Source organism: Streptomyces sp. NPDC018833, from assembly GCF_044390825.1.
GTDB lineage: Bacteria > Actinomycetota > Actinomycetes > Streptomycetales > Streptomycetaceae > Streptomyces.
This window is the reverse complement of record NZ_JBIRZM010000003.1, coordinates 185,755-199,652: the sequence shown is the minus strand read 5'-3', so window position 1 is coordinate 199,652 and position 13,898 is coordinate 185,755. Positions and strand designations below refer to the sequence as shown.

12 protein-coding genes are annotated in these 13,898 nt (G+C 72.0%); 4 read left to right on the top strand and 8 right to left on the bottom strand.

Annotated features, from left to right (window positions below; all coding sequences use genetic code 11):
- Positions 1 to 19: 19 nt before the first annotated feature.
- From ACH5AF_RS08140 to ACH5AF_RS08130, 3 genes are all read right to left on the bottom strand, one after another.
- Positions 20 to 772, bottom strand: coding sequence for a hypothetical protein (locus ACH5AF_RS08140; protein WP_398900651.1), 753 nt, complete (start codon positions 770 to 772; stop codon positions 20 to 22).
- Positions 773 to 931: 159 nt separating this feature from the next.
- Positions 932 to 1,795: an alpha/beta fold hydrolase gene (locus tag ACH5AF_RS08135; protein ID WP_398901009.1), complete on the bottom strand. Its 864-nt coding sequence runs from the start codon at positions 1,793 to 1,795 to the stop codon at positions 932 to 934.
- 528 nt (positions 1,796 to 2,323) lie between these two features.
- Complete coding sequence (locus tag ACH5AF_RS08130; protein WP_398900650.1) at positions 2,324 to 3,016, bottom strand: metal-dependent transcriptional regulator; 693 nt, start codon at positions 3,014 to 3,016, stop codon at positions 2,324 to 2,326.
- Positions 3,017 to 3,218: 202 nt separating this feature from the next.
- On the opposite strand from ACH5AF_RS08130, the gene ACH5AF_RS08125 reads away from it, so the two are divergent.
- Positions 3,219 to 3,974, top strand: a complete 756-nt coding sequence (locus ACH5AF_RS08125) for an SIS domain-containing protein (RefSeq protein WP_398900649.1) — start codon at positions 3,219 to 3,221, stop codon at positions 3,972 to 3,974.
- Between the two features lie 401 nt (positions 3,975 to 4,375).
- Here the strand turns inward: ACH5AF_RS08125 and ACH5AF_RS08120 are convergent, their stop codons facing one another.
- Positions 4,376 to 5,770, bottom strand: a complete 1,395-nt coding sequence (locus ACH5AF_RS08120) for a PAS domain-containing protein (protein WP_398900648.1) — start codon at positions 5,768 to 5,770, stop codon at positions 4,376 to 4,378.
- A gap of 661 nt (positions 5,771 to 6,431) precedes the next feature.
- On the opposite strand from ACH5AF_RS08120, the gene iscB reads away from it, so the two are divergent.
- Entirely contained in the window at positions 6,432 to 7,766 is a 1,335-nt protein-coding gene (gene iscB / locus ACH5AF_RS08115; protein ID WP_398900647.1) for an RNA-guided endonuclease IscB, read from the top strand.
- Between the two features lie 292 nt (positions 7,767 to 8,058).
- On the opposite strand, the gene ACH5AF_RS08110 is transcribed toward iscB, so the two are convergent.
- From ACH5AF_RS08110 to ACH5AF_RS08100, 3 genes are read right to left on the bottom strand one after another with little or no spacing between them, the layout of a single operon-like run.
- Positions 8,059 to 8,892 carry an ABC transporter permease gene (locus ACH5AF_RS08110; RefSeq protein ID WP_398900645.1) on the bottom strand — a complete coding sequence of 278 codons (834 nt, stop codon included), beginning with the start codon at positions 8,890 to 8,892 and terminating at the stop codon, positions 8,059 to 8,061.
- Positions 8,889 to 9,866 (bottom strand): ABC transporter ATP-binding protein, encoded by a 978-nt coding sequence (locus ACH5AF_RS08105; protein ID WP_398900644.1) that lies wholly within the window; start codon positions 9,864 to 9,866, stop codon positions 8,889 to 8,891. Before ACH5AF_RS08105 ends, ACH5AF_RS08110 begins: the two co-directional genes overlap by 4 nt.
- 2 nt (positions 9,867 to 9,868) lie before the next feature.
- Positions 9,869 to 10,666: an ABC transporter permease gene (locus tag ACH5AF_RS08100; RefSeq protein WP_398900643.1), complete on the bottom strand. Its 798-nt coding sequence runs from the start codon at positions 10,664 to 10,666 to the stop codon at positions 9,869 to 9,871.
- Positions 10,667 to 10,805: 139 nt separating this feature from the next.
- Here ACH5AF_RS08100 and ACH5AF_RS08095 point away from each other — a divergent pair, with 139 nt between their 5' ends.
- Positions 10,806 to 11,678, top strand: coding sequence for a winged helix-turn-helix transcriptional regulator (locus tag ACH5AF_RS08095; RefSeq protein ID WP_398900642.1), 873 nt, complete (start codon positions 10,806 to 10,808; stop codon positions 11,676 to 11,678).
- A gap of 10 nt (positions 11,679 to 11,688) precedes the next feature.
- Here the strand turns inward: ACH5AF_RS08095 and pdxH are convergent, their stop codons facing one another.
- Positions 11,689 to 12,312, bottom strand: a complete 624-nt coding sequence (pdxH, locus tag ACH5AF_RS08090) for a pyridoxamine 5'-phosphate oxidase (RefSeq protein WP_398901008.1) — start codon at positions 12,310 to 12,312, stop codon at positions 11,689 to 11,691.
- Positions 12,313 to 12,743: 431 nt separating this feature from the next.
- On the opposite strand from pdxH, the gene ACH5AF_RS08085 reads away from it, so the two are divergent.
- Complete coding sequence (locus ACH5AF_RS08085; protein ID WP_398900641.1) at positions 12,744 to 13,853, top strand: citrate synthase 2; 1,110 nt, start codon at positions 12,744 to 12,746, stop codon at positions 13,851 to 13,853.
- Positions 13,854 to 13,898 lie beyond the last annotated feature (45 nt).

Here is a 13,898-nt window from a genome sequence, read left to right as displayed (position 1 = left end):
GCCCCGGGGCCGTCACGCGTCACGCGACCGGAAGGTCCGCGTCGCAGAAGACGCAAACGAAGTGGCCCTCGCGCACCACGTTGAGCTCGGCGCAGGCGCCGCAGTGGCGGAAGACGACCTCGTGCGTGAAGCCGTCGCCGGGCCGGGCGAGGCCCGCCCGGTCGAGGGCGGCGGCGACCGCGGGCCACGAGTCGGGATCGGGACAGTAGCCCGTGGACTGGTTGCTGACGTAGCCGGCCCGCCAGCGGCCGTCGCCGGTCCGCCGGAAGGCGACTTCCCCGGCCCCGGCGACGGCGGCGCCTCCGGCACAGGCGACGTGCTCGCTGCGCCGGGGCGCCAGCCGCAGGAGCCCCTCGCCGTCGACGACGTACGTGAACGGCTCGGCCAGGTCGCGCGGATCCTGCTCCCCGACCCAGGCCGCGAAGTCGCCGGCCGTCCGCACCACCCGCCCGACCGGGGCGCCCTGGGCGGCGCGCCGGATGTCCGGGGGACCCACGTATCCGTAGCGGCGGGGCCCGTGGGTCGCGATGACGCTCCGGGCACGCAGCCGCGCCACACCGTCACCCGAGAGCCACACCTTCGCGCTGTGTGGCGGGTCCACGAGGTCGACGCACCGCCCGTACCACTCGATCGCCTCCAGGCGCAGCCGTCCCCTGTCGTACACCTGCCCCGGCCGGACCACGCCGCCGACGCACCGCACGACGCACACGGTGGTGCGCGCATCGACCGGCTCCACGGTGTGGATCTGCAACGCGCCGTACTCGTCCGCCATACGCCTCAACTCACCGATGTGACCACCACGTCGGACCCGCGGACCTCAACACCCCCGCCAGCAGCTCTCCTTCCGGACGCCCTGGGCCAGGGCGGGCCGCGCAGGCCGCGGGGCTCCGTGGTCGCGCCCTGACCGACCACCACCTCCGGTGGGGGGCCGTCACGCCGTCAGGACCCCCTCCAGGAACGGCTCGATGGTCGCACGCCAGCCCTCCGGGCGGTCGAAGTGGACGAGATGGCCCGCGTCGGGGACCTCCCCGTACTGTCCGCAGGGGAGCACGCGGACCATCTCCTGCGCCTCGGCGCGGCCCAGTTCGCCGTCGAGGCCGCGCACCACCAGCGTCGGGCAGCGGACCTGCGCCAGCTCCTCCCAGTGCGCGTGGAAGACCCATGCCTCGCGGGAGGTGAGCATCTGGCGGCGCGAGAACACCGGACGCCAGCCGTCCGCCCGCTCGGCCATCACCTCGGCGAAGAACTCGCCGCGGGCCGGGTTCGGGCGCTCCACCCGGGGGTCGTCCTCGCCGAACCACTTGCGCACATCGGCCAGCGTCGCGAACGGCACCGGCCAGGAGCGGAACCAGTCCTCCCATTCGCGCTGGGACGCCACGCCCAGCGCCGACGCACGCATGTCGCAGATGACCAGCGCGCGGACGAGATCGGGGCGCCTGGCCGCCAGTTGCCAGGCCGTCAGCGCTCCCATGGAGTGGCCGATCAGGGTCACCGGGGCCAGCCCCAGCTGCTCCACGGCGGCCTCCGCATCCGCCACATACGCCTCGCGGGTGAAGGGCCCGTCGGCCGGCTTCTCGCTGCGGCCGTGCCCGCGCTGGTCCAGGGCGAACGCGCGATGCCGCTCGGCGAGCCACCGCGCCGTGGGCGCCCAGTGCGAGGCACGGCCCATGAGGCCGTGGAGGAGTAAGACCCCGGGCGCGCTCTCCTGCTCCCCGCGCCCCTTGGGAGGGTCCGCGAACTCCCAGGCAGCCAGGCGCACACCGCCGACTCCGGTCACGTCGATGCGCCGCACCATCTGGCCTGGCACCCCCTTTTCTCCCCCGGGATCGAGTGGCTCGTGTCGAGACGACGCCCAGACTATCGAACTTGCATTCGAAAACGCGGTTCTGGCGCACAACACCCCTCGTTCGAGTGACCGGACCAAGGGATTGGACGGCGCTGCCGAGGGGAGATTTCCTGCGGGAGGCGGGCCGCTCGGGGAAAACGGTCCGAGGGGATTGACCCTGGGAGCTCGGGGCTCCGGGTCAGCACCGGGGAGGACAGGTCCCGGCGCCCTTGGGCGTCGGGACCCCTCCACGTCAGGACATGCGTCAGGACGTGCGGGACGTACGGCAGGCGGCGCATCACCCTGGCTCCCCTCCCCGGGCCGTGGTCATATGCCTCGGCTTCAGAGTGGCACGCGATTCGCCCGGCCGCTGCCATTCCGTCGAAAAACGGATTCGGCACCGGCGAAAGATCCTCGGACGCACAGCGGGCGGCCCCGGAGCACACAGCTCCAGGACCGCCCGACAAGGTCGGCCGCCCGGTCACCCGGGCGCGCGCCTCAGCGCTTCGCCACGAAGACGTGCGAGGCGATCTCCGCCGCCAGCTCCGCCGCCTCCCCGCTGCTGCCCACCAGCACACCGCCCGGCGACTCCGTCACGCTCACCACCGAGCCGGGCTGCACGCCCGCCCTGCGCAGCGTGTACATCAGCTGGGCGTCGGTCTGGATCGGCTCGCCGATCCGCCGCACGACCACCGTCTTGCCGTCCCTGCCCGGGTCGAGCTCGGCCAGCGACACCATGCTGTCGTCCAGGAACGGGTCGGCCTCCGCCTTCTCGCCCAACTCCTCCAGGCCCGGGATCGGATTCCCGTACGGCGACTCCGTGGGATGGCGCAGCAGTTCCAGCACGCGGCGCTCCACCGCCTCGCTCATCACGTGCTCCCAGCGGCACGCCTCGGCGTGGACCTGCTCCCACTCCAGGCCGATCACGTCGACGAGCAGACACTCGGCGAGCCGGTGCTTGCGCATCACCCGCGTCGCCAGCTGGCGGCCCTCGCCGGTCAGCTCCAGATGACGGTCGCCCGCCACCGTCACCAGGCCGTCCCGCTCCATGCGGGCCACCGTCTGGCTGACCGTCGGACCGCTCTGGTCCAGCCGTTCCGCGATACGGGCCCGCATGGGCACCACACCTTCCTCTTCGAGCTCGAGGATGGTGCGGAGATACATCTCCGTCGTGTCGATCAGTCCGGACATACGTGCCCCTCGAAGAATTCGTGCGCTGCGGCCCCGAGCTCAATTCTTGCGCATCCCACGGACAACCGTGCCGCGCGGGCGGGGCCCGGTATTGACAGCACAATGGTCCAGACCGCAACGTGATCGACGGCGCGGATGTTCCCGGGCCGTCACGCACTCGTACTTTTCCACCCACCTCCCACCCTTCGGAAAGGGCCTGGCGATGAGCGAGAGCAAGCTGGCCGGTCAGTTCTTCGACGCCGCGATCGGTCTGCTGCAGCGCGTACGGGACGAGGAGTCCGCGAACATCGCGGCCGCCGGGTCCGCCCTCGCAGACGCCGTCGCCGCGGGCGGCCGGCTGTTCGCGTTCGGCGCGGGACACTCCTCCCTCGCCGCACAGGACGTCGTCTACCGGGCCGGCGGCCTGGCCCTGATGAACCTGCTGGCCGTGCCCGGCACCGTCGGCGTCGACGTCATGCCCGCCACGCTCGGCTCCGCCCTGGAGCGCGTCGACGGCCTCGCAGCGGCCGTCCTGGACTCCAGCCCCGCCAAGGCGGGCGACGTCCTCGTGATCATCTCCCTGTCCGGCCGGAACGCCCTGCCCGTCGACATGGCGATGAAGGCCCGCGCGCTGGGCCTCACCGTCATCGGCGTGACCTCCGTGGCGTACACGCGGGAGACCACGTCGCGCCACGCCTCCGGGACCTTCCTCAAGGACCACTGCGACATCGTCGTCGACTCCAAGATCGCGATCGGGGACGCGGAGCTGACCCACGAGGGCATCGAGGCGCCCTTCGCTCCCGCGTCGACCGTCGTCACCAGCGCGCTGATGCAGGCCATGACGGCCGCCGCGGCCGAGCAGCTCGCCGAGCGCGGCATCGAACCCCCGCTGCTGCGCTCGGGGAACGTGGACGGCGGGCACGAGTGGAACGGCCGGGTGATGGACCGGTACCGCGACCGGATCTTCTACCGCCACTGAAGCGGCGGCTGAGCAGTCGTACGCAACCGCGGCCGCGCGCGCCTGGCTGCCCGAGCTCGCCGCCGAGCTCAACCGCGGCGGGCTGACCGCCGACTGGGCCACCCTCCTGTGGGAGGTGGCGCCCCAGCCGGCCGGGCGCCTGGCGGCTGCCGCCGACGCGCTCACCGCGGCCGGCCGGCCCGACGACGGGCGTCAGTTGCTGCGCCAGGGGGTGTCGCGCCCCGCCGAGGAGATCGCCGACGCTGTGATCGCCCTGGCGGACGAGGGCCTCGGCCCGCGCGCCCGCGCGCTGCTCGTCGCGTACGCGCAGGTACGCCCCGCGGAGGACGCTGCCGGGGTCGTCGCCCGCGACCCTTGCCCACTGCCGCGGCGCGGCCGTACGCACCCGCGCCGCCGCCGCACTACCGCGCCGGCTCCCCCTGCTCCCCCTGCTCCGTCGCCCGCGCCAGATCCAGCGAGGTCGCCACCAGGGCCGCCACGCTCTCCGCGTACACCGCGTCCGGCCGCTCGAACGCCGGGCGGTTCGCGGTCCGCAGAAACGTCAGCACACCCACCGTCCGGCCCCGGCTGCGCAGCGCCGTGCACAGCGCGTGCGCCACATCCCTCGGCCACTGACGGCGCTCCGCCCAGTCCCCCGCCGTCGCCTCGGCACCCGCGCTCGCCCGCACCGATCCCATGCGCTCGACCGCCTGGAACGCCGGATGCCCCGGCTCGTACCGCACCGGGAGCCCGCCGCCCGCGGCCGTCGCCGACGGACCCGACGCGCCCGCCGGCGAGACCGCCGCACGCACCAGCCGCCGACCGTCGTCCTCCGCCAGGTCCAGCAGCGCGTGATCGGCGAACCCGGCGAGCGCGAAGTCCAACTGCACGGCCGCCGCCTCCAGCGGGTCCTCGCACTCGGCGGCCGCTCGGCCCGCCCGGTGCAGCTGGCCCGACCGGAACCGCAGCCGGTCCGCCTCCTGGTCCGCCAGCTTCACGTCCGTCACGTCGTGGAACAGCCAGCCCACCCCGAGCGGTACCGGCTCCTCGGCGAGCGGCGAGGCCAGCCGCAGGAACCCGCTGCGCCAGCAGCGCCGGCGCTCACCCTCCGGCGTCGCGACGCCCACCCACAGGTCCACCAGCCCGCGCGGCGCGCCCTCCGCGAGCACATGCTGCAGCGCGCCCTCCAGCTCCTCGACACCCTGCGAGACGAGCTCCCCCAACGGCCGACCCAGCACGGTCGCCCGGCCGGCGCCGAGGACCCTCGCCGCCTCGGCGTTGACCACGGCCGGACGCAGGTCCACATCGACCAGCACGACGCCCCAGGACGCGTCGTCGAACAGCGCCTCGCTCAGCGCGATGGACCGCTCCAGATCGATCTGGGCGTGCACCTCGCTGAACGCGCAGTACACCCCGGCCGGCTTCCCGTCGGTGCCGAGCACCCGCGCCGACTGGGTGCGCACCAGGACCCGGCCCCCGTCCTTGCGCAGCAGCGCGAACTCGTGCACCTGGCGGCCCGGCACGGCCATCGCGGCCATCAGCCGCTCCTGTACCTCGTCCGCGTCGGCACGGCGCACCGCCCAGCCGGCGAACCCGCGCCGCCCCACGGCCTCCTCGGCGGTCCAGCCCAGGATGCGCTCCGCCTCGCGGTTCCAGTGCGTGACGGTCCCTTCGGCGTCGAACGCGCACAGGGCGGCGTCCATGCCGTCGAGCAGCGCCGCGAGCAGGTCCGCACCGGGCGGCCCGGCGGTGCCCGACCCGGGCTCGGGCTCCCCAGACCCGACCGCGTCGGTGATCTCGCTCCTGGAAGCACTCATCCCGGCACCCCCTGCAGGACGTGTCCATGTGTGCTGATGCACCTCAGCCCATTCAACTTCAACGTGACACAGAACACACACCGTTCCCCGAAATCGGCCAGGGGCCGGAGACCTGCCTGAAACCGATCGAGCAGCTGCATCGTCGCGCCGCCCCGTGACCCTTATCAGTGGACTTCGCCGTGGAGGCGGCACATGAAGCGACATCACACGTTTGTGCGAACCAGGTGTCGGGTCGGCGCAACGCCCACTCACGCGGAGGTACTTTGACGGTGATTTCGGACTCGTGAGGTCACTCGCTCCCAGCATGCGCCGAGCTTTCCTCGGAGCGCGTTCGGAGTGACCAGCCCCAGTCGTCGTGATCGCAAGATCGAGAATGGTGCACGTGATGACTACGTTTCCTGTGGGTGAGCAGACCCACCCGGCTGTGCTTCCTCAGCAGCCTGCACTGGAATCCGTGGGAGCAGACACCCCTAGGAGCAGGGACGAAACGGCTCGCGGACTCCCCGCCACCTCGCGGGGCACCGGCAGGGAACATGGGCGAGGGGAGACCGCCGGGATCAGCACCGGAGCCCGGCGGCGTCACGCCGAGCAGGCAGAGACAGGGAGCGGTAACGCTCCCGCAGAAAGCAATGCGCACAAGGGCGGCACCGGCTCGGGGCGGGTGTTCGTCCTCGCCAAGGACGGCAGCCCTCTCATGCCCTGCCATCCGGCCCGCGCTCGCGAACTCCTGGCGACGTCACGAGCTGTCGTTGCGCGCTACGCGCCGTTCACCATCCGGCTCAAGGACCGCACCCGCGCCGCGTCCGACGTCGCCGGCGTGCAGTTGCGCATCGATCCCGGATCGAAGGGCACCGGCATGGCGATCACCGACACCAAGCAGGAGGCCGCGGCGGTGGGTCGTACCGTGACGGTACGGCGTGGCCTGGTCTCTCTGGAGATCCGGCACCGGGGCGACCAGATTCGCAAGGCGATGACGCAGCGTGCGGGGTACCGGCGCCGGCGTCGCTCCGCGAACTGCCGCTATCGCGCGCCCCGGTTCAGAAACCGTCTCCGCCCAAAGGGCTGGCTGGCACCCTCGCTCAGGCATCGTGTCGACTCCGCAGCGTCGGTGGCGGGCCGGCTCTGCCGGTACGCCCCCGTCACCGAGATCCACATCGAGGACGCCGCCTTCGACACCCGCGCGATGAGCGAGGGCAGAAGCCTCGATGCGGTCGAGTACCGCAAGGGCACACTCGCCGGCACCGAGATCCGCGAATACCTGCTCGCCGCATGGCGACGGACCTGTGCCTACTGCGGTGCAACGGGTGTCCCGCTCAACATCGACCACATCCGCTCCCGCAGCCGCGGCGGGTCGAATCGGTTGTCGAACCTGACACTCGCCTGCGTTCCGTGCAACCAGGCCAAAGGCGCCGCGCCTGTGGAGGAGTTCCTTGTCGGCGCCCCCGAGCGTCTGACAAGGATTCTCCAGCAGGCGAGGACCCCTCTGCGGGACGCGGCGGCGATGAATGCCACGCGAAGGCAGCTGATCAGCGCGGTCGGGGGCACGGGCCTACCAGTGCATCTCTGGACCGGTGCCCGGACGAAGTGGAATCGCGAGGCCATGGGGCTGATCAAGTCGCACACCGCCGACGCCCTCTCGGTCGGGCACCTGGACCACGAGCACGGGGCCGCCGTCGTCCGGGTTTGCGAGCAGGTCCACGTCGTCAAGGCTGTGGGACGCGGGGCGTACGCCCGCACGACGCCGGACCGGTTCGGCTTCCCTCGTCTGAGTCGGCCCCGCCGCAAACGGCAGCAGGGATTCGCCACGGGCGACCTTGTCCGCGCGATCGTCCCGACGGGCCGCTGGCAGGGCACCTGGTCCGGCCGCATTGCCGTCCGGTCCACGGGCCACCACAGCCTCACCACACCGGCCGGCCGGTTCAACGTGTCGTACCGGAACGTGCAGCTCGTACAACGGGCGGACGGGTACGCGTACGCCCTCAGACAAGAGAAATAGAAATTGGGTTGATGGGGGCTCCGGTGCTGCCTAAGTTGGGGGCACGCTCAGAAAGGAGGTGATCCGGAAGTGATTTCTTACCGGACAAGCGAGGTGACTGCGGGCTAACGGCCTGCCGTCGCACTCTGTGCACCTCGGCAGGCCACCTGCCGAAACCCAAGCAGTCACCCGACCCGTGGGCCGCCGGTAAGTCCGGCCGGCTCCCTCCGTCCGGACGGAGGGACCAAGGCCCACGGGTCGTCTGTGTTCCCGGGCGTACACAATCTGCGTTCCCGGGCCTGCACAAGAGGTCTCAGGCCAGGCTCAGCCTGCCCGTGCGGCGTGCGCGGGACTCACCCAGGCGCAGAATCACCGCCGCCCCGGCCAGCAGCAGCGCGCTCAGGGCGGCCAGCGCCGCGAGGGACGGCGCCAGGTCGGTGACCGTGCGGCCCTGAAGAAGGGCGCCGCGGACCGCGATCAGGCTGCCGGTGAGGGGGAAGACTGCGCCCACGGCCTGGATCGCGACCGGGAGCGCGAAGTGGGGGAGGCGTACGCCCGAGACGAACCAGAGCGGTTCGTCGAGGATCGTGTACAGGAACGCCGAGTCCCGTGAGAAGACGAGCAGGCTGTTGAGGAACGCTCCCCACGACACCGCCGGGACCAGCAGGGCCAGGACGACCACTCCGTACATCCACCAGGCGGAGACGGCCAGCGCGCCGAAGCCCGTGAGCGCGGCGACGGTGAAGCAGGTGAGCAGCCAGGCGTTCTGGAGCAGCGCGCCCGCGCCGTTGGCGATCATCAGGGTGAGGCGGCCGGCCGGCGTGAGGAAGAGCAGCTCCAGGGTGCCGGTGGTGCGCTCGAAGGAGAAGTGCCAGGCGGACTGGACGAGAGAGAAGAAGAACGCGTACGCGAGGGTGCCGGTGGCCAGGAAGGCGAGGAGCCGTTCGGGGTCGTCGGCGAGCGGCCAGTTGGCGGCGGCCGGGGACGCGGTGGCGACGGGGCGCAGCGTGTAGTAGGTGGTGGCGAGCTGGAGTACGGGCCACACCAGCATGGAGAAGACGACGAGCGGTTGGCCGAAGAGCCTGCGGTGCTGCTTGAGCGTCTCGGCGGCGAAGATCCACAGGGCGTGTTCGAGTGCGCGTCTCATACGGGTGCCGCCTCGGGAGTGCGGTCGGCGAGGGTGAGGATCGCGTCCTCCAGGCTGGCTTCGGTGATGGTGAGTCCGCCGATGGAGCCGCCCGCTTCGACGAGTGCGGCGGCGAGCGGTCCCGCGATGTCGTCCGGGTGGCGCAGGGTGATCAACTGGCTGCCGTCGGGGAGTGGTTCGCGGATGGCGCCGAAGGCGTCGGCGGCTGCGCTCACACGGTCGCCGGGGTTGGTGACGGTGATGCGTACGGTGCGGTGGCTGCCGGTCGCGGCCTTGAGTTCGGCGGGGCTGCCCTCGGCGAGGTGGCGGCCGCCGGAGATGACGTGGACGTGGGCGCAGAGTTCCTCGACCTCGGCGAGGTAGTGGGAGGTGAGCAGGACGCCGGTGCCGTCGGCGGCGAGGTCGGCCACGACGCGGCGCAGGTCGCGGGCGATGGGGGCGTCGAGGCCGAGGGTGGGTTCGTCGAGGAGGAGGTAGTCGGGTTCGTTGATGAGTCCGCGGGCGATGGCGAGGCGCTGGGTCATGCCGCGGGAGTAGCGCTCGACCATGGTGTCGGCGGCGTCGGTGAGGCCGACGAGGGCGAGGAGTTCGTGGATGCGACGGCGCAGGGCGGGGCCCGGTACGTCGTAGAGGCGGCCGAAGTACCAGAGGTTCTCCCGGCCGGTCATGCGGGTGTAGACCATGCGTTCGCCGCCGGCGATGAGGTTGATGCGGCGGCGTACGGCGCGGGCGTCGGTGACGGTGTCGAGTCCGTCGACGGTGACGGTGCCGGAGGTGGGGCGCAGCAGGGTGGCGATGGTCTTGATGGTGGTGGTCTTGCCGGCGCCGTTGAGGCCGAGGAGTCCGGTGATGCGGCCGGGCGGGATGTCGAGGTCGAGTCCGTCGACGGCGGTCTTGGTGCTGCGGGGGCCGAAGAGCCCCTTGTCGCGTACGGGGAATTCCTTGCGCAGTCGGCGAACGGCTATGCCCTGCATGGTCAGTGGGTCCTTTCGAGGGCGCGGGCCTCGGCGTGCGGCAGGTACTTCAGGCCGAGGGCGAGGTAGACGGCGGTGAGGGCGGCGCAGACGGCGAGCCGCGGTGCGAGTTCGGCGAGGGTGTGGCCGCCGGTGAAGGATCCGTGCAGGACGTCCATGGCGGCGGTGGTGGGGAGGGCCTCGGCGAGCCACTGGGCGGGGGCGGGCAGGTAGTCGCGGGGGAAGGTGAAGCCGCAGAGCAGGCCGAGCACGATGAAGACGGTGTTCTGCGAGATGTGCGCTTCGCCCGCGGCGATCATCAGGCCGCCGAGGCCGACGCAGAGGGAGAAAACGGCGCTGATGAGGGCGAGTGCCCCGGCGAGTACGCCGAGCGGTGAGGCGACGGGCACGGAGATGCCGAGGAGTGCGAGGACGGCGCCGATGGCGAGGAATTCGACGAGGCTGCTCAGGACGGCGAAGGCGGTGAGACCGAGCAGGTAAGGAAGGCGTCCGGCGGGGGCGATGAGCAGGGCGGCGAGTGTGCCCTGGCGTTGCTCGGTGATGAGCGCCTTGGCCGACCAGAGGATGAGGCGGACGGTGAACTGGAAGGCGGTCGCGCCGACGGCGATGTAGGCGAGGTAGGTGTCGGCGCCGGCGGTGAAGTCGTCGTTCACGGTGCCGCCGCCGATGGCGTGGAAGGCGAGCTGGGCGAGCGAGATGGTGAGCGCGGCGGGCAGCACGGTGCCGACGGCGTAGCTCCATGGGTAGGCGCGTCTGGTCATCTGCCAGGTGCGCCATGCGGTGGCCCGTGCGATGGGCACGTTTCCCTCCCCCTGGGTCCGGCCGAAGCGGGCCGAGTAGTGAGTTTCCTTTGGGAACTTAGGATGAGTTTCTATCGGGAACTCACTCCATGGCGCAAGATGGGGTCCCGTCCCCGCACCCAACGGGAGGAGCCGGACGATGGCCAGGTCAGTACCCGAGCGCGACGCGGCGTGCGCGATCGCGCAGGCCGCGGCCGTCGTCGGCGACTGGTGGAGCCTGCTGCTCGTACGGGAGACCGCACGCGGCCGGCACCGCTTCGACGAGCTCCAGCAGGAGCTGGGGATCTCCCGCAAGGTGCTCACCGAGCGCCTGGCGCATCTCGTGGCCAGCGGGGTCCTGGAGAAGGTCCCCTACCATCAGGGCCCCGTGCGCTACGAGTACCGGCTCACGGCCGTCGGGCGCGCACTGCTGCCCGTGCTGGTGTCGATGCAGGACTGGGCCGACCGCTGGCTGCTCGGCGACGGCACGCTCACCGCGTCGGCCGACGAGCACGGCGCCGACGCCCACCGGATGCACGAACTGCCCGGCACCCGGCTGCCGAGGCTGACGCTGCCCGCCCACACCGGCGTCGCCCTGGACCCGCTCGACGTGGACCGCCGGGCCACCGTCCTGTTCTGCTACCCGGCCACCGGGCGGCCGTCCCCCCTGCCCGACGGCTGGGCGGACATCCCCGGCACGCTCGGCTGCACCCTGGAGAACCGCCTCTTCCGGGACGCGTACGGCGATTTCACCGCGGCGGGGGTGGCCGTGCGCGGCGTCAGCACGCAGCGCCCGGACGAGCAGCGCCGGTTCGCCGAGGAGGAGGACATCCCCTTTCCGCTGCTGTCCGACATGGACGCCGGGCTCGCGGCGGCGCTGCGGCTGCCGACCTTCCGGGCCGGCCAGGCCCTGCGGCTCAAGCGCGCGGTGCTGGTGGTCGACCGGGAGCGCACCGTGCGGCATGTGCAGTTCCCGGTGGCGGACATCCCGGCGGCGGTGGAGACGTCACTCGACGTCGCGAAGGGGCTGTAGGGCGATACGCCTAGGGCGCGAGGCGTTCCACGCGCCAGCCGCCGTCCGTGCGCACGTAGCGCAGGCGGTCGTGGAGCCGGTTCTCGTGGCCCTGCCAGAACTCGACCTCGTCCGGCACGACCCTGATGCCGCCCCAGTGCTCGGGCGCCGGGATCTGTGCGTCCACCGGGTAGCGGGCCGCCAGCTCCTCGTAGCGGCGCAGCAGTTCGGCGCGCGAGCCGATCACCGACGACTGTTCGCTGGCCCAGGCCCCGAGCTGGGAGCCGTACGGGCGGGTGCGGAAGTACGCGGCCGTCTCCTCGCGGCCGATACGGGACGCGGTGCCGATGACGACGACCTGGCGTTCGAGCGGGTGCCAGGGGAAGAGCAGGGAGACATGCGGGTTGGCGTCGATCTCCCGGCCCTTGCGCGAGCCGTAGTTCGTGAAGAACACGAAGCCGCGTTCGTCGTACTGCTTGAGCAGCACCGTCCGCGAGGAGGGCCGGCCGTCGGTCGTCGCCGTGGCGACGACCATGGCGTTGGGCTCGTGCAGCGCCGCGGCCGCGGCCTCGGCGAACCAGCGGGAGAACTGCTCCATGGGCCCGCCTGCCAGCGCGGACTCGTCCAGCGGGGTGGAGCGGTACTGCTCGCGCATGACGGCGGGGTCGGGCACGACGAGGTCGGTCGCGGCCGGGTCCGGCGCGGGAAGCCCGGAGACGGTCACGCCCGGGGCGGGGTGGTCCGGATCGGGGCGGTGCGGGCCTGCGGACTCGTGGGCGGCATGGTCGGTCACGGGTGACATCCTGCCGCAGGCCGCAGTTTGCCCGGCACGGAGTGCCGCCAATCCTTCCGAGCCGAATTGGGGCACTGTGCCGGATGTCACGCTTCCCCGCATCGGGGGGACCGGCCAAAATCTTGGGTCGGGCCACTGTGGCCTTCATACAGCAGGGGATATCGTGCCTGCCTTCCCGGCGGTCGGGTGACCACCGACCGCACGGGGCATCACCGGGGTGACCGCCCCCGCCGTGCACACGGCACCCGCACAACCGTGCACACCTTGTCGTACACATCTCGAGGAGCCGCCTGATGTCCGACTTCGTACCTGGACTCGAAGGAGTCATCGCGTTCGAGACGGAGATCGCCGAACCGGACAAGGAGGGCGGCTCGCTCCGCTACCGGGGCGTCGACATCGAAGACCTGGTCGGGAACGTCTCCTTCGGCAACGTGTGGGGACTGCTCGTCGACGGCGCCTTCGACCCCGGCCTGCCGCCCGCCGAGCCGTTCCCGATCCCGGTCCACTCCGGCGACATCCGCGTCGACGTCCAGTCCGCGCTCGCCATGCTCGCCCCGGTGTGGGGCCTCAAACCGCTCCTGGACATCGACGAGGCGCAGGCCCGTGACGACCTGGCCCGCGCGGCCGTCATGGCGCTGTCGTACGTCGCCCAGTCGGCGCGCGGGCAGGGCCTGCCGATGGTCCCGCAGAGCGAGATCGACAAGGCCCAGTCGGTCGTCGAGCGCTTCATGATCCGCTGGCGCGGCGAGCCGGACCCCAAGCATGTGAAGGCCGTCGACGCGTACTGGACCTCGGCCGCCGAGCACGGCATGAACGCCTCGACGTTCACCGCCCGCGTCATCGCCTCCACCGGCGCCGACGTGGCCGCGGCCCTGTCCGGTGCCGTGGGCGCGATGTCCGGCCCGCTGCACGGCGGCGCGCCGTCGCGCGTGCTGGGCATGATCGAGGAGATCGAGCGCACCGGCGACGCGGCCGCGTACGTCCGGCATGCCCTCGACAAGGGCGAGCGTCTGATGGGCTTCGGCCACCGTGTCTACCGCGCCGAGGACCCGCGGGCACGCGTGCTGCGCCGTACGGCGAAGGAGCTGGGCGCGCCGCGCTTCGAGGTGGCGGAGGCGCTGGAGAAGGCGGCGCTCGAGGAGTTGCACAACCGCCGTCCGGACCGGGTGCTGGCGACGAACGTGGAGTTCTGGGCCGCGATCATGCTGGACTTCGCCGAGGTCCCGGCGCACATGTTCACGTCGATGTTCACCTGTGCCCGTACGGCGGGCTGGTCGGCGCACATCCTGGAGCAGAAGCGCACGGGCCGCCTGGTGCGCCCGTCGGCGCGCTACGTGGGCCCGGGCGCGCGCAGCCCGCGCGAGATCTCGGGTTACGAGGCCCTGGCGGACCTCGCGGGCTGATCGCCGGCCCGGGGTGCGTGTGACGGGTCACACGCACCCCGGGTG